The organism is Lachnoclostridium phytofermentans ISDg (genome assembly GCF_000018685.1).
GTDB classification, from domain to species: Bacteria; Bacillota; Clostridia; order Lachnospirales; family Lachnospiraceae; genus Lachnoclostridium; species Lachnoclostridium phytofermentans.
In genome coordinates this window covers 2,628,937-2,649,682 of sequence record NC_010001.1, presented here as the reverse complement: position 1 = coordinate 2,649,682, position 20,746 = coordinate 2,628,937, and the positions used below count along the sequence as shown (strand labels likewise).

15 protein-coding genes and 1 riboswitch are annotated in these 20,746 nt (G+C 34.3%); of the genes, 6 read left to right on the top strand and 9 right to left on the bottom strand.

Translation table 11 applies throughout. The annotated features are described in order from the left end of the window. Positions 1 to 29 precede the first annotated feature (29 nt). Positions 30 to 1,724 (bottom strand): sensor histidine kinase, encoded by a 1,695-nt coding sequence (locus CPHY_RS11055; protein ID WP_012200160.1) that lies wholly within the window; start codon positions 1,722 to 1,724, stop codon positions 30 to 32. A 60-nt stretch (positions 1,725 to 1,784) separates the two neighbouring features. Next, positions 1,785 to 2,828, bottom strand: a complete 1,044-nt coding sequence (locus tag CPHY_RS11050) for an extracellular solute-binding protein (protein ID WP_012200159.1) — start codon at positions 2,826 to 2,828, stop codon at positions 1,785 to 1,787. A 528-nt stretch (positions 2,829 to 3,356) separates the two neighbouring features. On the opposite strand from CPHY_RS11050, the gene CPHY_RS11045 reads away from it, so the two are divergent. The 4 genes from CPHY_RS11045 to CPHY_RS11035 are packed head-to-tail and all read left to right on the top strand — an operon-like array spanning position 3,357 to position 7,259. Beyond that, entirely contained in the window at positions 3,357 to 3,758 is a 402-nt protein-coding gene (locus CPHY_RS11045) for a MarR family winged helix-turn-helix transcriptional regulator (protein ID WP_334290444.1), read from the top strand. Further along, a complete protein-coding gene (locus tag CPHY_RS22160) occupies positions 3,755 to 4,507 on the top strand; it encodes an ABC transporter transmembrane domain-containing protein (RefSeq protein WP_012200157.1) in 753 nt (250 codons plus the stop codon). Before CPHY_RS11045 ends, CPHY_RS22160 begins: the two co-directional genes overlap by 4 nt. Positions 4,508 to 4,516: 9 nt before the next feature. Beyond that, positions 4,517 to 5,518, top strand: a complete 1,002-nt coding sequence (locus CPHY_RS22155; protein WP_012200156.1) for an ATP-binding cassette domain-containing protein — start codon at positions 4,517 to 4,519, stop codon at positions 5,516 to 5,518. Beyond that, complete coding sequence (locus tag CPHY_RS11035; RefSeq protein ID WP_012200155.1) at positions 5,508 to 7,259, top strand: ABC transporter ATP-binding protein; 1,752 nt, start codon at positions 5,508 to 5,510, stop codon at positions 7,257 to 7,259. Before CPHY_RS22155 ends, CPHY_RS11035 begins: the two co-directional genes overlap by 11 nt. A gap of 389 nt (positions 7,260 to 7,648) precedes the next feature. Here the strand turns inward: CPHY_RS11035 and CPHY_RS11030 are convergent, their stop codons facing one another. Beyond that, positions 7,649 to 9,112, bottom strand: coding sequence for a hypothetical protein (locus tag CPHY_RS11030; RefSeq protein WP_012200154.1), 1,464 nt, complete (start codon positions 9,110 to 9,112; stop codon positions 7,649 to 7,651). Positions 9,113 to 9,319: 207 nt separating this feature from the next. After that, entirely contained in the window at positions 9,320 to 9,613 is a 294-nt protein-coding gene (locus CPHY_RS11025) for a metal-sensing transcriptional repressor (RefSeq protein ID WP_049762367.1), read from the bottom strand. A 247-nt stretch (positions 9,614 to 9,860) separates the two neighbouring features. Then, positions 9,861 to 9,966: riboswitch (NiCo riboswitch) on the top strand. Between the two features lie 114 nt (positions 9,967 to 10,080). On the opposite strand from CPHY_RS11025, the gene CPHY_RS11020 reads away from it, so the two are divergent. Continuing rightward, positions 10,081 to 12,600 (top strand): cation-translocating P-type ATPase, encoded by a 2,520-nt coding sequence (locus tag CPHY_RS11020; RefSeq protein ID WP_012200152.1) that lies wholly within the window; start codon positions 10,081 to 10,083, stop codon positions 12,598 to 12,600. 319 nt (positions 12,601 to 12,919) lie between these two features. On the opposite strand, the gene CPHY_RS11015 is transcribed toward CPHY_RS11020, so the two are convergent. The 3 genes from CPHY_RS11015 to CPHY_RS11005 all read right to left on the bottom strand — a co-directional run bounded on the left by CPHY_RS11015 (position 12,920) and on the right by CPHY_RS11005 (position 14,762). Continuing rightward, the gene (locus tag CPHY_RS11015; protein WP_012200151.1) at positions 12,920 to 13,498 is read right to left on the bottom strand and encodes a GNAT family N-acetyltransferase; all 579 of its coding nucleotides are present in this window, start codon (positions 13,496 to 13,498) and stop codon (positions 12,920 to 12,922) included. A 234-nt stretch (positions 13,499 to 13,732) separates the two neighbouring features. Beyond that, positions 13,733 to 14,284: a DUF3877 family protein gene (locus CPHY_RS11010; RefSeq protein WP_012200150.1), complete on the bottom strand. Its 552-nt coding sequence runs from the start codon at positions 14,282 to 14,284 to the stop codon at positions 13,733 to 13,735. 112 nt (positions 14,285 to 14,396) lie between these two features. Then, positions 14,397 to 14,762 carry an ArsR/SmtB family transcription factor gene (locus tag CPHY_RS11005; RefSeq protein ID WP_012200149.1) on the bottom strand — a complete coding sequence of 122 codons (366 nt, stop codon included), beginning with the start codon at positions 14,760 to 14,762 and terminating at the stop codon, positions 14,397 to 14,399. Positions 14,763 to 15,093: 331 nt separating this feature from the next. On the opposite strand from CPHY_RS11005, the gene CPHY_RS11000 reads away from it, so the two are divergent. Next, positions 15,094 to 17,667 (top strand): X2-like carbohydrate binding domain-containing protein, encoded by a 2,574-nt coding sequence (locus tag CPHY_RS11000; RefSeq protein ID WP_012200148.1) that lies wholly within the window; start codon positions 15,094 to 15,096, stop codon positions 17,665 to 17,667. Between the two features lie 348 nt (positions 17,668 to 18,015). On the opposite strand, the gene CPHY_RS10995 is transcribed toward CPHY_RS11000, so the two are convergent. Further along, entirely contained in the window at positions 18,016 to 19,974 is a 1,959-nt protein-coding gene (locus CPHY_RS10995) for a beta-propeller domain-containing protein (RefSeq protein ID WP_012200147.1), read from the bottom strand. Between the two features lie 151 nt (positions 19,975 to 20,125). Continuing rightward, on the bottom strand, positions 20,126 to 20,728 hold the full coding sequence (locus tag CPHY_RS10990) for a pentapeptide repeat-containing protein (RefSeq protein WP_012200146.1): 603 nt from the start codon (positions 20,726 to 20,728) through the stop codon (positions 20,126 to 20,128). Positions 20,729 to 20,746: the final 18 nt, after the last annotated feature.

Genomic DNA, 20,746 nt, shown 5'->3' with positions numbered 1-20,746 from the left:
TCCCTTCTTTCTTCATATTAACAATACTGTTAAATTTCTGAATGCATGTGAATAGGTAACGTTAAGGTTACAACCGTTCCCTCTCCCAATTTACTTTCTAAAGTAACTCCGTAATCCCCGTGATACATTAATTGAATTCTTCGATGTATATTATAAATTCCATGATGATTTGTTCTATTTACCGGCTGTAGAAGGTTTTCCCTGATTTCCTTTAACAAATCTTCTTTCATTCCACCACCGTTATCTTTGCAAATAAAGATTAAATTACCGTCTTTTTCAAATCCTCTAATGGTAACATGAAGTGTATCTTCTTCAGCAAAACCATATTTGACGGCATTTTCAATAATTGATTGTATCATTAATTTTGGAATTATATATTTCTTTACCTTATCTTCTATATCTATTTCATAGGTAAATCTTCGGTTAAATCTTATTTTTAAAATAGTGAGATAACTTTCCGTATATCGTATATCTTCCTCCACCTGAATTTCTTCTTCCGCATTACTGATACTGTATCGAAGCAGTGCTGATAACGCAACAATCATTTTATCCGAAGCTTCCGGATCAATCTTACTCATAAAGCGAATGTTATCTAGAGTATTAAAAAGAAAATGAGGATTAAATTGTGCTTCCAGTTGCTTCACCTGTGCAAATGCTACATGTCTGGTCAGTTCTTTGTTTTCTTTTATATTATTTTTTAAGCCGTCGAGCATTAAGTTATATGCTTCACCGATTTCCTTAAACTCGATACTACTATTGATATCCAGATAACGTTCCAAATCGCCTTTTTTAACCTGTTCAAATGCGTCCGCAATTTTATAAATATCCCTTGTACTCTTTTTTGCTACTTTTCTGCTAGTAAAATAGGTAATTATAATAATTGCAGCAAATATAGATAGAATAAATAAGCACATAGTATAAAATATTTTGGATTCCATATCATGGCTTGTAACTGTGTACACTTGCAACTTATTATTGCAAATTTTACTTTTGGATAGATAATATCCTTTCTCCTGATATTTTATAAATCCTTCGGAATATTTCTGATCTCTTACAAAACGCCCCAATGCATCTTGGAAAACAAAATTATTGGAAAGATAGATCCACCCATTCTCGTCAGTAATTACGGTTTGTTGTGATACCTGTGTCAACAGTAAGCGAAATTCATCAGCTGGAATCGTTACTATAATATACCCAATCAGCTCATCCCTATTTTGTATTCCTGTACCAATACATAGAATCCTTCCATCTTCTGTTGCAAGTGTTATGGATATACCCTGTGGGTTTTCACGAATTTCACGAATGATTCCCCAGTCGTAACAAGAATTATCGATTAAAAAACTTGGCATACGAATATTATCAGATAGAACGGAATTAAGCTCCTCATCTAAAATATATAGTTTAGCATAGTACTCAGCTTCTGCATAAAGTTTATACATGGATCTTCGTATATCAACCAGCTTATCCGTATTAATAGGCTCCGTAATTAACGTTACATCCTTTGATAAGTTTAATGCTTCATTTACATAGATATCTACTACTTTTTGCAGTACATTACTAACCTTAGCGTTGGTGGCACGATTTGTGGCATAAACATTGTATTGCCATATTCCAAGGATTAGCCCCAAACATAAACAGGCAATTAGGAAGGTTGGTATAATTGCATATAAGATAAATGTATGCCTTATATTATCACTAAAGAATCTTATCCTTTTTCTTTTCATATTGACTCCATTATACATCGCAGGTTATTTGTGATACTTATAGATACATTTTCTTATTTCCTATTCTTCTTTGATATCTAGAAATATTTCTTCAAATTTTCGTATCCATTCTTTTTTCATTTCATAAATTAGTTCATTATCTGCATGAATAATTGCAATCTCATCCTTTGCTTTAAGGTACGTTGGAGTTTTTACATCGTCACGAACCGATCGTCTATTAAGCTCCATTGTTATCATCGTCTGTACTTCATATCCGGTAGCAAAATCAATGAAAGCCCTGGCATTTTTAAGATGAGGCGAATTTTTAACAATGGTAACGCAATCAGGTGTAGATAAAACTCCTTCTTCCATGTATGTAATTTTAATATGTTCTCCATTCGCCACCAATGCGGCAGCAGCTTCTTCAAATATAAGCCCTACAACAAATTCACCATTTGCAACTCCACGGTAAACATCTGTAGAACTGTATAATAGATTCCCGTCTAAATTATTACAAAAGAGTTTTACATAATTCCAACCATCCTCAGGATTCCCGTCTCCCATAGCATATAACATGTTAATAAGATGCTCGAAGGCAGATGATGATACATTAGGACTACAATAAGCTATCTTACCTTTTAGCTCCGGATTTAGTAAATCTTTGTATCCATCAATTTTTATATTTCCAATCAAATCTGTATTAACCATTAAGACACTGGGTACATCAGAAAACTTAGTAAACGCTCCTTCTTTATTCTTAAATTCTTTTTGAATTACATCTTCATTGGCACAAGAGTACTCTTCAAACAGATACATCTGAGGTTTTAATATAGACGCAGTTCCGCCCCATAATATATCCGCATTCGGGTTATCTTGTTCCTCTTCAATTCTGTCAATCAATTGTCCGGTACCGCCACTGACAACTGTTACAAAAATCCCTGTTCTTGACTCGAATTCTTCGATTAAAGGTTTTAGAAAATCCAATGGATGTGAACTATAAATTACTAACTCTTCCTGCTCTTCTTCACTAGTTTTTAAATTGTGATTTTTTATTGATGTGGTATATCCAACTAAAAATATGACAAAGAGTGACAGCACAACCGTTATTATTATTTTATATTTCATAGCGATCCCCCAATTATTTTACTGTCGTTTGCGAAATATAGATAAGCTTTATAGATACAATTGAAATTTTTCTTGGTACTTTTTATGCTTGTTTTTATGCTTTATTTGTATAATTTACATAATATAAGCTTTTTCTATGTTTATTTTACCATAATAATGCCTAAAAGGTAAGTATAAATTAGTGGTATTTAATACTATTCGAAAAAAATTAGGAAGTAAATTAGGTTCTCTTTTTCCGCATCTTTCCTACACACTAAATAATTTTGATATAGTCTTCCATATTGATATTTTCTATAATTTGTTATGTGGATTCTTTATAAAAGACGCAAATTATAATTTAGTATTTAAATAGCCCTATATTGATAACTGAAAAAGGATGTAGTATCATATATATTTAGTTGATACTACATCTTTTTTATATATTATAAAAATTCTATCTTCGAAAGGAACTAAAAAATGGATAGTACAAAACGCCAAATCACAAAAATTGCACGAGAGGTGAATAAATTCACAGCGCGTATGTTGAAAATGGAGGGTGTGGGAACTGCAGAGTACGACTTCATTCACGTAGTTCGAAAAAATCCAGGTATCACGCAGGCGGCAATTCGTGAGGTTCTCAGCCTTGATAAGGGAGCTGCTGCCCGCTGTGCAGCAAGTTTGGAAGCAAAAGGTTATCTAGTTAGAAAACCAAATCCTACCGATGGACGTAGTCAGTTACTCTTTTCTACTGAAAAAGCTGAACTGCTAAAAAACTCGAAAGCATCTGTGGAAGCACTATATTATGAATGGCTGGAAGAAGCACTCACACCGCAGGATAATGAGGAGTTTTGCCGTATTCTCAATATCCTCTACACACGCTCTAAATCTGAGAGTAAGGCAGGATTTCCAAACCTTACTAGGCTCTTTTTGGATGGAGGTTGTCAAAAATGAGCCAAAGCAGACAAGCAAAAAAGGTTGTAAAACCTGATAGAATCCTATCCTATTTCAAATTAGAGGTTTGGCCGTTAACCTTGGTCACAATATCAGGCGTTTTATATAACATTGGTATGATTGCTGGACCATATTTTGAAGGACAGTTGGCACAGTGCTTATTCGATATAATGAAAGGTTATAAGGCATTTTCTGCTATAGTGTCGTTGGCAATCACTTACCTTGTCGTGATCTTCTTCGTACAATTATTGCGTTGTATTAAGCGGTTTTATGTGCGACGCTTTGCTAACGAAACTAGCTGCAATATGCGACATATGCTGTATAACAGTCTGGTTAACATGAACAAGGATGACTTAGAGAGTGAAAGCCTTGGAACTGTTATGACAAAGGCTGTGGCCGATGTGGACGCCTGCGTAGAAGGAATGCGGAAATTTACCACAGAGGTGTTTGATACTGGTGTGGTACTAATATCTTATCTCGCCCTACTTTTTCTTTATGACTGGCGGTTAGCAATGCTATCTAGTATCTTCACACCGATTGCTTATTTTATTGCAGGTCGGTTGAAAAGCCGTATTACACGGTATAATGCAGAATATAAAAAAAGCGCGGGTAGACTAAACAATACCACCATGGACAGGGTCTCTAACGCTATTACTTATCGTGTTTATGGTTGTGAGGAAAACCGTGACAATTCTTATGAATCCTATCTGATGGATTATGAAAAGCGTGCTGTTTCAGCCAACCTCTGAGAAAGCGCTATGCAGCCAATTTATAATATAATCTCCATGTGTGGTGCAGTTGTAATAATTTATCTTGGTGCTAAAAATGTTCTTGGTACTGGATGGGTTAGTTGGAACATAGCAGCATTCACTACCGTCCTATCTTGCTTTACTAAAATGGCGCTCAAATCCTCCAAAGCAGCAAAGCTGTTTAACTCCGTGCAAAAGGCACAAGTATCTTGGGCAAGAATTAAGCCACTTATGAAAGAATATGTGGAGCAAGATACGGATTCCACCATTGATTTTTCTAAGGCCATGGGACTCACGGTGTCTAACCTGTCTCTACACATACCAGGCGGTGCGCAAATACTTAAAAACATATCATTTTCTGCTACTCCTGGTCAGATCATTGGCGTAACAGGTCCAGTTGCTTGCGGTAAATCTATGCTCAGCAAGACATTTATTGGTGAAATCCCCTATGAGGGTAGTTTCCGTGTGGGTGAACAAGAACTGGCCTCTCTAAGCGACTATGAACGCAGTAGGCTAATTTCTTACATGGGACATCAGCCGGAGCTTATTAGCGACAGCATTAAAGAGAATATCCGGCTTGGAGAACAGAAAGATGTACTACTATATCTTCAAGCGGTAAGCTTTGCGAAAGAGGTTGCTCAAATGCCAGAAGGAGCTGATACTTTGGTGGGTAACAACGGAATGAGGCTTTCAGGCGGTCAGCAAGCACGAACTGCACTTGCCCGTACACTTTATAACGCACAGCATATTTTGATTTTAGACGATCCTTTTTCCGCAGTTGACCGTGGTACGGAACAAGAAATATTTGAAAACCTACGTAAACTTGCAGCGGATAAGGTTGTAATTCTCTTTTCTCATCGGTTGTATTTGTTTCCTAAATTTGATAAAGTGCTATTTTTGTATGACGGAAAAGGAGCCTATTCCACTCATGCTGAATTAATGCAAGAAAATGAGAACTATGCAGAACTGTATCAAGCACAGATGGCAGGAGGTGAGCATTATGAAGGATAAGAACACAATGGAGAATGAGAACGTTATGGCGAATGAGAACATCATGAAGAATAAGAACATCAGGAAGAATAAGAACAGTCTTGGTTCTGTGTTATATAAAATCATGTCAGCTTCCAAATGGATGATATTTTTAACCGTACTCATTATAACAGGTACAATCGCTACAGCTCTTTTCCCGCCCTTAGTTTTAGAACGCATTGTTAATAGCTTAACTGCACAGCAGCAAATTCCGCTCTATCTTGCGTTGACCTACTTAGGGTTGCTTGCTATTTCAGGATTACTGGAATCTGGACAGAATGTAATGATTACCAAATTTGGGCAAAGGGTTACTCACAGCCTGCGAAGTGAAATGTGTGCAAAACTAAAACGTCTGCCTTCAGCTTATTTTTCCCAGAATGAACCCGGCATTATTACGTCACGGTTTGTAAATGATGTCGATGTGGTAGATTCACTGTTTACGAATGGAATTATTAGTATGTTTGCCGATGCTTGTAAAGTAATCAGTATTTTAGTGGTCATTTTTTATAAAAGTACGGGACTCGGTATAATAATTATTCTTATTACACCATTGCTGTTTGCAATGACACGTCTGTTCCAAAAGCGGACGCTTAAGGCACAGCTTGTCAATCGTGTTGCTGTTGGTAAAGTTAACAACCATGTACCTGAGACCATTCGTAATATTCGTATGATTCGCACTCTGTTCCGTCAAAAATACATGGAGCAAAAATACGATGATTATATTGAAGAAAGCTACCAGGCTATGGATAAATCAAACCTTTACGATTCTATCTATTCTCCTATTGTCATCTTTATTAGCTCTTGTGTCATTGCAGTAATGATGATATGTGCTGCAATGGGTGGAGAAATACAGCAATTCTTCGGCATCACCGTTGGTACTGCAGTGGCCATTATCGCTTATGTAAGTAAAGTTTTTGAACCGCTTGAGAGCATCGGTATGGAAATTCAAAACATTCAATCTGCTGTAGCAGGGGTAAAGAGAATCAATGAATTTTTGCAGGAGCCAGAACGGGAAGAAACAGATAGCTCTATTGCTAAAGATATTAAAAAATTCACAATAAACACAGAGTCAAACTCTTGCATTTGCTTTGACCATGTAGGCTTTAGCTATGACAACGATAACATCGTATTAAGTGACCTGCGTTTTACGGTAGAAAGCGGTGAATCAGTAACTCTCGTGGGTAGAACGGGAGCAGGAAAAAGCACAATCTTTCGTTTGCTAATGGGACTATATTGCCCCAATGAAGGGCGAATACTTGTGAATGGTATAGATGCCGCCAAAATCCCCGATGACCAAAAACGAAAGCTATTTGGCTATGTAGAGCAGTCCTTTCATATGGTGTCAGGTACAGTGGCAGAGCAAATTTCATTGTTTGATCCTTCTATTGGTAGAAATCAGGTGGAAGCTGCTGCAAGGCTTGTTGGATTACATGAGAGTATCATGGAGCTAACAGACGGATATGACACACCTGCGGAAAAGATATCATTTTCACAGGGGCAACTTCAGCTACTCTCTATTGCACGAGCTGTAGTCGCAGCTCCTAAAATTCTGTTATTAGATGAGATCACTGCAAATCTTGATAGCGATACTGAGCGTCGAATTCTAGATGCACTAGACCGCGCCACACAAGGAAGAACTGTACTCTCTATTTCCCACCGCTTTCATGAACATACCCAGAACCAGCGAACGATACAAATTGTTAACCCTTCTAGAGGAATATGATTATAAAGATCAATATTCTAATCTCGAATGTATGTTTTTTAGATTACATGAATATAACAAACAACAAGAACAGACTGTTCATGGAGAATATGCTTTTTTAAAGAGGTGGTACTAGGTAATACCCCTCGCAAAATGGTTGATTAAAAAAATAACCGGTCTTACGAGGGACGGTTATTTTTTTAATCTACTATTATTTCTGACGAGAGCTATGACAGTACATAACATAATAACAAACTAAAATAGTTCAGCATATGTAATGTTATTCATTGCCTCGCCCCCTCTCACACGAGGAGACGATATTTTTCATAAAAAAATTCTCTCCTTTATGTGAAATATATGAATATAGCAGCAACAATCGTCACCATAAACCAGTTTTTATAGAATCAGTTTTATCTTACTAATTTTAACCATTCATATTTTGAAACAGTACTGTAATACCATGTATCTTGATCAATATGTAGCATATCAGTGATTAACCCGTTTTTATTGGTTTCAAGGGATGAAATTTCCCAATTATTATTATCACTTGTCTTTTTTATTTCGAATAAATTTCCTTCATAACTAATTGCATAAATGTCTTGATCGTGCCTAATTAATTTATTTACTATTACGTTTTTACTAATTTCCCTATTTTCTTTGGTTTCTAGGTCATAAAGATTTACAGATTTATTAGTGGTATAAATTATAGAATGTTTAATATACTTGAAATCATTTATCATATTATCAGTCTTAATTACTTCAACCCAATTTACGTTGTTATAGCAATAAATTTTATTGTCGATACTAACATATAAAGAATTATCATCATCATTCATATCAAAAGGTATATTAATTACATCTTTCACCTCTGGAAGTAATATTGTTTTCCATGATTCACCTTTATCAGATGAAATATTCAATTCGGAATTTGTTAGAAAATATAATTTATCATTATAAAAAAATGAATTAAGTATTCGATTTTTTGATTCTAATATACTTGAAAGCTCTATTGAATTATATTTATAAATCTTTTGTTCGCAAACAATTAATATATCATCATCTTCAATAGGAAGAATATTTTTTATATCTTCTTGAATTGATAATTCGTTCCATACAGTATCATTATTACTTTTATTTAATAAAATCGACTTATATTGAATGATGTTTATCATTTTCCATCCCCAAGCATATAAAGTGTTACTTTTTTTAATATTTGCAATACCAACTATATTATATTTATCAACTAAAACATTATCAGTATTTCCACTATAGATACCACCACCTATTGGAATTTTGTGAAAAGCATCTGTAATTTTCTTTGTTTCAGCATTAATAAATATTTTTGTGAAATTATCCTTATCATCTCTGCATACAACTTGTAGCAAAACATCCCCATTTTCTTTACTTATTAGAAAATGATAACCTATAGCCCATACTTCACCGGGCTTTAATTCAAATTCTTTTTTTGCAATTTTTAAAGCCTCTTTAGAATCGAGTGTAAATTCTTTTTTATCTATTAAATCTTTCCTATCATAAGAAGGACCTATAGTTTTTTTAAAATCCTTTATTTTATGGTCTCTAATTGTAACTAGCCACAACTCAGAAGAATTAGGTACTGAAAAGAATAAATTCCATGAATTTCTTTCGCCATTTTTACCAGCGTTATTATCTTCTTTACTTAGTATGGAATCGGTACTCCCAATTGAGACTAATAAAGCTTGCGAATTTTTTTTATAAACCTCTTTATAGGCGATATTATATGCCTCTTTTATCGTGGTACTTTTTTTATTGTCGATACTTTTATAACAAATGTAAACGAAACAAAGGACAATTAATAATGAAAAAAGAATTGTTATATGAGTACGAAATGACATACGTTACCATCCACTTTGATCTTACAAAAAATATATCAAATAAGCTTATCCTATATAACTATAATTTTGTCTATCATATTTATTATAAAAAATAATAGGCAGCTTTACTTCCTAGTAACCATACCTATTATTTTAGTAAATTATCATTATAGATTACCTATTATGTAGTTTCTTCTAAATTCCTAGTAAAGCATAGCTTAACAATTATTATTTTATAAATTTATCTATTGCATTATCTAATTCTTGAATAACCTCTTCGTCCCCATCTTCAATAGCATGAACGATACAATGGGAAATATGTTCTTTTAAAATTACTTTTCCTGTATTATTAATTGCTGATCTTACCGCTGATAATTGAATTAATACTTCACTACAGTCTGCATCATTTTCCACCATTTTTTTAACCGACTCTAAATGGCCTATCGCTCTAGAAAGGCGATTAATTACTGCCTTTTTACTTTCATCGGAATGTTTATGTTTGCTCATACCTTCCTCCAACATCTATTTTATGATATTTATTATATCATGATTTTTTGCCATTTGCCTCTTAAAAATTACTATCTCCGTTAATTCAAGTTAACCCCTATAGGGGGATGCGAAATTTATATCATAAATCAGCATTGAAAGCAATAAGTAATTATTTACAAATAATGGGCATAACTTGTCTTTCATTGACATAGAATATTGTGTATGATATAATTCCAAATGAACTCTTTGCACTGCATTACATTTAATTAGTGTGCGATCAACAGTACAAACTGAGCAGGCGATGAACTTTATTTCTATAAAGTCATGGGGCCGGGCCGCAAGATGCGGCAACAGATTGAATTTCAATTCACATCTGTGGGACAGTAATGTGTTCCATAGGTGTGATTTTTTTTACCCTTTTATAGAACACATAACTGAGGAACGAAGTGCCATGGAGCTATCAAACGAATGCCAGAAGGCTAAAAACGGAGGTAACTTTTATGACAAACAAAGGTAACATGGCAGGACTATCTTCTGCCGAAGCAAAAAAATTGCAGGAACAATACGGTAAAAACGAACTCACACCACAAAAGAAGGAAAGCTTTATAAAAAAGGTTCTTCATATTATGTGTGAGCCAATGTTTTTACTGCTAATCGTTGCTGCAATTATTTATTTTATTCTTGGAGAACCTCGTGATGGGGCTATAATGCTAATTTTCGTTATTGGTATAATAAGCATTGATGTCATTCAAGAATGGAAAACAGACAAAACATTAAATGCACTGAAAGACTTAACTGCTCCCCACGTTACAGTTATTCGTAATGGTAAGGAAACCACCATTGCAAGTGCAGACCTCGTACCAGGTGACCTAATGATGATTCATGAAGGTGTTAAAATCCCAGCAGACGGTATTATCGTTAAATGCAATGACCTTTGTGTGGATGAATCCTCTTTGACTGGAGAGGCAGAAGGCGTTTGGAAGGTGAACACCGAAAATGCTGAAACTACATCTGACTATTGGCGAAAAGATTATTGCTATGCTGGTACCCTTGTTACACAGGGAACTGCTACTGTCTTGGTTGATAAAATAGGTACTACAACCGAATACGGAAAAATCGGAGCAAATATTGCATTAGCACCCGATGAAGATACTCCACTCCAAAAACAGACGAAAAGTCTTGTTAAACTTTGTGCAGGAATTGCAGCTGTTCTTCTAACTCTCGTTGGTATATTCACTTATTTTAATATTCCTGATCATGAAATCGGTGATAGAATTATTGAAAGTATACTTTCAGGAATTACCTTAGCAATGGCAATGATACCTGAGGAATTTCCTGTTATCCTAACAGTTTTTCTTTCTATGGGTGCTTGGCGTTTAGCAAAAAAACAATCCTTGGTACGTAAACTCCCATCCGTTGAGACGCTTGGGGCTGTTTCCGTTCTATGTGTTGATAAAACTGGTACAATCACAATGAACCAAATGAAAGTACAAGGAACTTGGGCCATGGACGGTGATAATCACTCTTTATGTGAAACAATGGGGCTTGGTTGCGAAACCGATGTTTATGACCCAATGGAAAAAGCAATGCTCTCTCACTGTGATAGCCTTGGTATAACAAAAAAGAATTTATTTAGCGGTGAACTAATCACCGAATATGCTTTTACGAATGAACTAAAGATGATGGGTCATGTTTGGAGAAGAAATGGTGAGATTGTCATAGCTGCAAAAGGATCTCCAGAGCGTATTTTAACCATATGCAAATTAACAGACAAGGAACGAGAAATCTGTGAGAAAAAAGTCTCTGAAATGTCAAAAGAGGGTCTTCGTGTCATAGCAGTTGCAAAAATGTTGCCACAAACGGAGGAGGATATCCCAAATACAATAACCGATTGCTCTCTCTCCTTCCAAGGACTTATCGGTCTTGCAGACCCACCAAGAGAAAGTATAAAAGCGGATATTGCTGTCTGTAATAAAGCTGGTATTCGTGTTGTTATGATAACAGGTGATAACGGAATTACTGCTTCCTCTATCGCTAAAAAAATTGGTATGCCAAACAGTGATAAAATTATTACAGGTGATGAACTAAGTAACATGACTGATGAAGAACTTCGAGAGAAGGTAAAGGATGTTAGTATATTCTCTCGTGTTTTACCAGAGCATAAGATGCGAATTGTAAAGGCATTTAAGGATAATGGAGAAATAGTTGCTATGACAGGCGATGGTGTAAATGATGCACCTGCTTTAAAATATGCGGATATCGGAATTGCTATGGGTAAACGTGGCAGTGAGGTTTCTCGTGAAGCAGCAGATCTTATCTTAATGGACGATAACTTTACCACAATCGTTGAAACGGTTAAGGATGGTCGAAGAATTTACGACAATATCCGTAAGGCAGTTGGATATATCTTCACTATTCATATCCCAATTGCATTTGCTTCACTTTTAGCCCCTATGCTTGGTATATCACCAGCTGCATTATTTTTATTACCTCTTCATGTAGTCTTACTTGAATTGGTTATTGATCCAACTTGTTCTATTGTTTTAGAGCGACAACCTGCTGAGTACGATATTATGGAACGTAAACCACGCAATCCAAAAGAAAAGCTAATAAACTCTAAAATGCTGCTTAAGAGTGTTCTTCAGGGTGTTGTGATTTTTGCAACTTCTTTTGCAACTTATTTTACGGTTCTAGCAGGAAATCAAGACAATGCATCTTTGGCTCGTGCAATGGGACTTACAATCATTATATTATCCAATTTGTTTCTAGTAATAGTGAATAGCTCAGACCATGATTTTGCGGTAAAGTCATTTATTCGGCTTGCAAAAGACAAGGTAATGTGGATAGTGGCTGTAGTTACTGTTTTAGGACTACTAGCTATACTTTATACTCCACTGACTGGATTTTTAAAGCTTGCGTCCTTATCAGCCAGTCAATTCATCAGGGCATTTGGAATAGCTGTCATATCTGTTTTTTGGTATGAATTAGTAAAGGTATTTAAGAATCTTAAGAATAAGTAAATCATACTATTTTTAGCATCGGAATACGGTTTGCTAAGAAATTGTAGAATCATTATTACTCATAATTGAATTCAAGAATGTATTTGATTAATATGTATTTTAGAAATTTTTGTTCTAAAGATAGCAAATGAAATTTATAAAAGCGGTCAGGATATGATATGCCACCTTGTGGTAGACAGTTAAATAATAAAAACTGTTTATTACAAGGAGGAACATATCAATCCTGACCGCTTCTCTTCTACTTTATTTCAAATAGATATTTCAAAAATGGAAGACATGGTTTTTTAAATCAAAAACCCACTTGCTTAAAAAATACTTACTATTCAAATACTTTCTCATAACATTGTGTGTAGTCCATCCCTTCAAACCCTATCTTACAATAATAATTGTATGGCTCTTCATCAGGGTCTACAAACACCTTCTTGCAACCATACGATTGCAATATTTTTATTGAATTATATACACAAGCTTTTCCTAAACCTGATTTACGATATTCCTTTGCAGTTACCATTGGTTCTAACAGCCCTGTCTGGGTACGTAGGTTATCCTCTTTCTCATCGACATAGAAAACTAAATGTTTTTTGTTCTCTTTCAAACCACAAAATGTTTCTTCTGCATAATGAATGATATCTAGCAGTAAATTCTCTATATCACTTCTATTATCAACTATAACAGAACCTGGCCAGGGGCTTAGTAGCTGTAAGGAAGCAACTAAATTGTTATCCTCATACCACAGTCCTATCTTATCCAATTGAAACATTTCAAAATAAGGCGCATTGCGGAGCAATTCCCAAACTATCCTTGATGTATTACAATTAGAATCATTATTCATTTGTTCGAAAAAGTCACATAATGCTCTTTCATTTTCTGGTTTGTAGTAATCACGCTTGAATTTCATAAATAAAACCTCCCCCCTCTACCAAAAACCTTATATTCTCCACTAGATATTTTATAATGGAAATAAACAAGAGGAATTGGCAGTCCAATTCATTTGTCATGAATAATAGCATTCATTTAATAACAATGCAACCTCAAACATATTTAGAAATAATTATGAACTGTTATTCGGTATAAGCTTTTCAATTAGGAAATAATCAAGAATTTGCTATAAATAATAATCACAATCAAATAATTAGAACCCAAAATTAACATAATCAGTATAAGTATACCTATGATAGATCGCATGGCAATCTTCAAATTTTATGCAATAACGATATGCATCTGGTACCTCATTTTCAAAGCATATCAAATAATCAAATTCTCCATTGTCTACTTTATCGCATATGACATTGTCAGAATAACGATGAAATACCGATAAAATATCATCTAAGCTGCAATCATGCGTGCTTATTGTCTCTATAAATTCTTGTAAAAAAATCGGGTCTTTTACTTCTTCATGGACAAAAGTAACACCTTTTGGTGGAATAACAAAACAGTAACGTGTATTATTGCGGTAATACTCTACGTCGCCGAAACGGTCTTTTAAATAGATGCAAAACTCATATAAAACCTCTGAAAGCTTGTCTATTGTTAGAACTGCACCTAATAAATTATTTATGGATTCCATAGGATAATATAATCGTAAGGTTTCTTCTCTGTAGCCTAATTTAATTTGTTCTTCTTTTATTACATCTATGATATTATTTTCTAATGATTCAAAGTTTAGTATATTTTGTGTTTCCATATTCCTCTCCCTCGTCTTGATAATTATGATATCTGTACCTACTAAGCATGTGTTAGAGTCAAGAACACTCAGCAGTTTATATAATATCAGTACGGAATATTCAGACCAATATCTAATATAACTTTTCTCTAATATGCTCTAATCCTTTTTCGAAGATATCTTTGACATGATCGTCAGTTAAGGAATAAAAAACAACTTTTCCTTCTTTTCGGAATTTAACTAAATTCGCTTCTTTTAATGATCTTAATTGATGTGATATCGCTGATTTCGTCATATTTAATAATACTGCCAAATCGCATACACACATCTCATTAATATCTAATGCACTAATAATTCTCGCACGTGTGCTATCCCCTAATACTTTAAAAAAATCTGATAAATCATATAGCTCGTCTTCATCTGGCATAGATTGTCTGACTTTTTCAACAATATTAGCATGGATAACATCACAATCACAGTTAATATCTGATTCTCTCATATTCCTAACCCTGCCTTTCCATAGCTTGAAACATAGAGCCGCATGTACAATATCTGCATATCGAATTACAAAGCTATTCACTAAGTGGATGAACTCTGTTATTTCACATTTTACTCTATCGTTATAGTTGAATAATGACTCAACTGTATGACAATATTATAGTTGAAGCACTGCTTTACAGTCAAGTAGATATTTTTTATTCGATATGTACCATGAATATTTACAAATAATGGGAATTGTGCTATTTTTACTTTGTAGGGTGTTATATAACAATTTATTTTATTCATTAACTTTGAATACATCAAAGTTAATACAAGGAAGGAGTATAAAAATGAAAGGTCTAGTTAAAAAAGTAAGTACGTTTATCATCGCACTATCACTACTGTTTAGTTTTATTACAGTACCGGTCAGTGCAGGCACTGCGTTGTTCGTTATCGAAAGCGAAAATACGCGACTATCATCTGAGTTACAAGTTGTGACGGCAATATATGGACAACCAAAGCCTGGATACTCGGGAGCAGGATTTGTTTGGATGCAGAACTCAGGTACATTAACTTTCGATGTCACTGTTCCAGAGACAGGTATGTATACGATATCTACTCGTTATATGCAAGAGTTAAGTACGGATGGCAGACTCCAATACTTAAGCGTAAATGGTATCAATAAAGGTTCCTTTATGTTGCCATATACTACAGTGTGGTCAGATTTTAATTTTGGTATTTATAAATTGACCAAAGGTAGCAACACGATACAAATTAAGGCTGGTTGGGGATTCGCTTATTTTGATACATTCACCGTGGATTATGCTAAACTAGATAGTTTAAATGTAGCGCCAACCCTTACCGATAGCCAGGCAACATCAGAAACAAAACTTCTAATGAAATACTTAACGGAGGTTTACGGTAAACATATCATCTCTGGCCAACAAGAGATCTATGGTGGTGGAAATAACGGTAATTCAGAATTAGAGTTTGATTGGATTCACAATTTAACAGGTAAGTATCCAGCGATTAGAGGGTTTGATTTTATGAACTATAATCCATTATACGGTTGGGAAGATGGTACAACAAATCGTATTATAGATTGGGTTAATAATAAAAATGGTATTGCAACGGGATGCTGGCATATTACTGTTCCAAAAGATTTTAATTCCTATAAGCTTGGTGATTTTGTGGATTGGCAAAAGACAACCTATAAGCCAACGGAAACAAATTTTAAAACTGCAAATGCTGTTATTCCTGGGACAAAAGAATACCAATATGTAATGCTGACAATTGATGATTTAGCAAAACAGCTACTGATATTACAGCAAAACAACGTACCTATCATTTTACGCCCATATCACGAGGCAGAAGGTAATGGCGGAGCAAATGGTGAAGGTGCGTGGTTCTGGTGGGCTTCCGCAGGTGCAAAAGTTTATAAACAATTATGGGAAATGTTATATACTAGGCTGACACAAACATATGGATTACATAATATAATTTGGACGTATAACAGCTATGTTTACAGTACCTCTCCTGCTTGGTATCCTGGTGATAATTTGGTAGATATCGTCGGGTATGATAAGTACAATACAGTCTATAACCGCTATGACGGATTATCCGGTGTTCCGAACGAAGATGCTATTACGACTATCTTCTATCAACTCGTTGATTTAACCAATGGAAAGAAGATGGTTGCCATGACAGAAAATGACACAGTACCAAGTCTTCAAAATCTAACCGAGGAAAAATCGGGTTGGTTATATTTCTGCCCATGGTATGGTGAGTATCTCATGAGTTCTGCAAATAATTATACAAAAACATTAAAAGAGCTTTATCAAAGCAATTATGTTATTACGTTGGATGAGTTACCTAACCTAAAAGTTGATGATCAAACACCAAGCTCGACAATCACGCCGACTTCTATAACATTTGATAAATATACACCAAATCAAAGCGATAAAACAATTTCGATTGTGTTTAATGGAAATACTTTAAATTCACTTAAACTAGGTACCACCACATTAAAAATAAATGTTGATTACACATTAAGCGGAAATAATCTTATATTAAAGAAAACTTTCCTCTCACAATTACCAACGGGTGAAAGTTCTATCGTCTTTGACTTTGACAAAGGGAAAGATCCTGTTTTAAAAGTTAATGTCGTAGATTCAACGCCAAGTGCTACAATTACTCCGGTTAATGCAACCTTTGATAAAGCAGTTGATAAGCAGCAAAATATCAACGTAACGGTCAACTTAAATGGGCTTTCGCTTGTAAGTGTTCTAAATAATAGTAATAAACTTTTACTAAATAAAGATTATACGGTATCGGGCAATACAATTGTTTTACAAAAATCCTATCTATCTACACTATCACTTGGGGAAAGCAAATTAACATTCCAATTTAGTGCTGGAAACAACCCTGTATTAACATTGAATGTCATAGATACCACTGCTCCCGTAATTACAGGAAATTTAGTAATTCAAGCCTTTAACGGAAATACGAGCGCATCCACCAATGGAATATCACCTAAATTTAAGCTGATTAACACTGGAAACACAGATATCAATCTAAGTGATATAAAACTTCGTTATTACTATACGATTGATGGAGAAATATCACAGAACTTCTGGTGTGATTGGGCAAGTGTTGGTAGTGAAAACGTAAAAGGTGAATTTGTTAAGCTTGCTAAACCAGTTAGCGGAGCTGATTATTACTTGGAGATTTCCTTTACTGCTTCTGCTGGAACGTTAAAAGCTGGGCAAAATGCAGAAATTCAAGCAAGATTTGCTAAGTCGAATTGGTCAAATTACAACCAAGCAGATGATTACTCATTTAATGCATCCAGTAGCCAATACGTTAATTCTGACAAAGTTACGGGATATTTAAGCAATAAGCTTGTATGGGGAATCGAGCCATAAAGAATTACAAGAAAAATAAGTTTAGAGAACTTTTCCTTGCTATGTAAAACAGAGTGCAGTTCATTTGAACTGCACTCTGTTGCTTTTCTATTAAGTCGTATGTATGCTCTTTTATTAAGTCATATAAATGCTTTTCTATTAAGTTGTATGTATGCCCTTCTATCAAGCCGTATGTATGCTTTTCATTTTAAATTATTAGGTATTTGTGTCACTTATATTTTTTAACATCGATTGTTTTATAACAACAGGTACTATTCTCATCCATTTTTCATAACAACAATTATGATCTTTTCCATGACTAAAATTCATCATGAATCCTGTGACGCATAAAAGAAATTGATGCCATCATTAATAGAAAACTTGATTAATAAATTCACACTCAGGATAGCTATATACTGATATATTACTCTCTGTTAATAAATATAATTTATCGTTCGTATAGCAAAAACGAGTGTCATGTATATTATCTGTAAGCATTTCAATTTCTGCAACTGTTGTTAGCCCAGAAGAAGGATCTATCTTTACAACGGTACCTAATTCTCCAAGCCATCTGTCTCTAAAAAATATTGGAAATGCAATAATATTATTTTCTGCATCAGCCATAATGCAATGCGGGTTATAACTAGCTGGACTGTTGGAAGTTTCATTGTAAGCTATTGCAGACAATTCCTGCGGGTTAAATAAATCACGCACATCAAACAAACTCAATTGAAACCCTACATCCAACATTTCCCCGGTATAGACTTTTTTTTTCTTCTCATCTAAATAAAACTTTTCTTCCATGTTTCTGCCAAATCCTAGTAAATACTGATCCCCAACAGGGTGTAAATATTGACTGAATCCCGGTACATTTAATTCTCCTGTCTTTAATGGTTTTATAGGATTTGAAAGGTTAAATACAAAAAGTGGATTCTCATTACGGGATGTTACCATATATGCTACATCCTTCATAAAGCGGACCGAAGTAATCCTATCATTAATGGCAAGTCCTGTTATGGAAGCAATCGGCTTCATAGTATTGATATCTATCATAGTGATACCATTTCCGTTTCCGTCCATATACCTGTCGAATGCGACCCTTAAGATCCCATTGTATTCATCCATCGAATATTGATTTATCAGTTTTCCGGATATTTCAGTACTAGCAATAAATTTAATATCCATACCACTAATCGCGAACCTGTAAATCTCAGTGGTTAAAGAAAAGGCGATAGCCTCAGTGGATAAAGATTCTTCATATACACGGGGCCTATCTATTTCCCTGCTGATATATATGGAATTTGTATTCATATACACTTCTTTACCTGAACCAAGATATGCTTGTGGAACAACAGCATCATCTTTTGTGATATCGAATGTTCCGACTAACAAATATTGTGCCACTTTACTATCAGGAAAATAGGAAATATCAGCAGGTTGAATTACTTTTAATTCCGTTGAATCGGCAGTATCTCTGTACATTGGAAGTATTTCATAATCATTTACTTTATTACCTCTAATATAAGATAAGTTCTTATTGGTCACAAAATACAGATTATTCCCAATCAGTCTCGTCGAAACGTCATTTCCATCGATTTCTATGGTACGTTTTAAGGAAGGAAATTTTCTATCACTTATATCATACACCGCAAACACTGTGAATATATCATAGGATTGTGAAGTATTTGCTTCTGTCATTTCATTATAATCCGCATAGGAATTAGAAGAATCCGATCTATTATTAAAAACTTCATATTTCCCTCCGCAGAGAACTAGAATATCACCTGAAATATACATATCATATAATGTCTTGGTATTATCGTCGATCTTTGTTTTACTTATTAAATCAGGTAATTCTTTGGATGTATCAAATATACTAAGTACACCTTCGTTTAGGTAATAGATGTAATGTCCATCATTTTTTATAATATCAGATTCATCAACACCGGATACTTGAATATTTGTTTGGGAATATCCAGTATTATTAACAGGTATGTCGCTGACGCTACTTTCTGTCAAAATTTTTGCTCCTTTAAAAATTCCCCATGAATTATTATTTAACGATAACATATTCATGGAATAAAGAATGGAAAGAAGCTCCTTATATGTACCGACTTGCGCAATTTTTTCATTCGTTTTTGCGCTTGTTTCCATTACATCCTTATATGCGATTTTTGCTATAAGTTCATCCCTACTATATACTTTAACTTTCTGAAAGGAATTGGCTAGATATCCGTAAACACCACATTTTGCTGCTATCAATGCAATGATAAAAATTAAACATATGGATATTATTTTGGTTTTTCTATTACGTTTTAATTTAGTCATATAAGAATACATCTCCCATCCTATGCTTTATACTCTTTATTCTTGTTTATATTTTTCATAGTTTAGACGATACATATGGTACAAAAGTTCCATATTATGTTACATTATGGGTGTTCTTAACTCTATTTGTAGTCTTTGATTTTTATAGATTTTACACAATTTTAATACCAAGTAACTGCACAATATCCATAGCTTGTATAGCACTGATTTTGGCTCCTTGTAATTCTTTAAAAGTATCGGATACTGTTATCCCCTCTAAATTACAGGTAGACAAATCAATACCTTTTAATTTTGTTCTGAAGAAATCACATCTTGATAAATTCACTGTGTGGAAAAGTATTTTTTTAATCTTCATTTCTTGGAATGCTGAATCACAAAAATCCACATTAGACATACAGCAATTATCACTTAGAATATTGGTAAAATTTGAATAATGAAACGAACCACTTTCAAATATAACCCTGTGTAATGAACTTTGGCTGAAATTACTCCCATCTCCTTTACACTCATTTAATTTGGTGTCCCTAAAATAGCAATTCTGAAATCTGCAATTCGACAAATCACAATTTAAAAATGCTACATTCAAAAACGAACTACCACTAAAATCGCAGTTAACAAATCGGCATTTTGAGAAGACAATCCCATCAAATTCTATCCGATTTATTTTAGTATCAACAATTTCTTCGTTTGTGTATGCAAGCCCTGCAATTGTTTCTTCACCAGCAATTGCTTTATAGATATCATGCTCTAACATCGGTTGCCCTCCGGTTAT

Coding starts and splice junctions, on each gene's coding strand:
- CPHY_RS11055 (WP_012200160.1), bottom strand. CDS start 1,724: ATGAAAAGAAAAAGGATAAGATTCTTTAGTGATAATATAAGGCATACA.
- CPHY_RS11050 (WP_012200159.1), bottom strand. CDS start 2,828: ATGAAATATAAAATAATAATAACGGTTGTGCTGTCACTCTTTGTCATA.
- CPHY_RS11045 (WP_334290444.1), top strand. CDS start 3,357: ATGGAGGGTGTGGGAACTGCAGAGTACGACTTCATTCACGTAGTTCGA.
- CPHY_RS22160 (WP_012200157.1), top strand. CDS start 3,755: ATGAGCCAAAGCAGACAAGCAAAAAAGGTTGTAAAACCTGATAGAATC.
- CPHY_RS22155 (WP_012200156.1), top strand. CDS start 4,517: ATGCAGCCAATTTATAATATAATCTCCATGTGTGGTGCAGTTGTAATA.
- CPHY_RS11035 (WP_012200155.1), top strand. CDS start 5,508: ATGAAGGATAAGAACACAATGGAGAATGAGAACGTTATGGCGAATGAG.
- CPHY_RS11030 (WP_012200154.1), bottom strand. CDS start 9,112: ATGTCATTTCGTACTCATATAACAATTCTTTTTTCATTATTAATTGTC.
- CPHY_RS11025 (WP_049762367.1), bottom strand. CDS start 9,613: ATGTTGGAGGAAGGTATGAGCAAACATAAACATTCCGATGAAAGTAAA.
- CPHY_RS11020 (WP_012200152.1), top strand. CDS start 10,081: ATGACAAACAAAGGTAACATGGCAGGACTATCTTCTGCCGAAGCAAAA.
- CPHY_RS11015 (WP_012200151.1), bottom strand. CDS start 13,498: ATGAAATTCAAGCGTGATTACTACAAACCAGAAAATGAAAGAGCATTA.
- CPHY_RS11010 (WP_012200150.1), bottom strand. CDS start 14,284: ATGGAAACACAAAATATACTAAACTTTGAATCATTAGAAAATAATATC.
- CPHY_RS11005 (WP_012200149.1), bottom strand. CDS start 14,762: ATGAGAGAATCAGATATTAACTGTGATTGTGATGTTATCCATGCTAAT.
- CPHY_RS11000 (WP_012200148.1), top strand. CDS start 15,094: ATGAAAGGTCTAGTTAAAAAAGTAAGTACGTTTATCATCGCACTATCA.
- CPHY_RS10995 (WP_012200147.1), bottom strand. CDS start 19,974: ATGACTAAATTAAAACGTAATAGAAAAACCAAAATAATATCCATATGT.
- CPHY_RS10990 (WP_012200146.1), bottom strand. CDS start 20,728: ATGTTAGAGCATGATATCTATAAAGCAATTGCTGGTGAAGAAACAATT.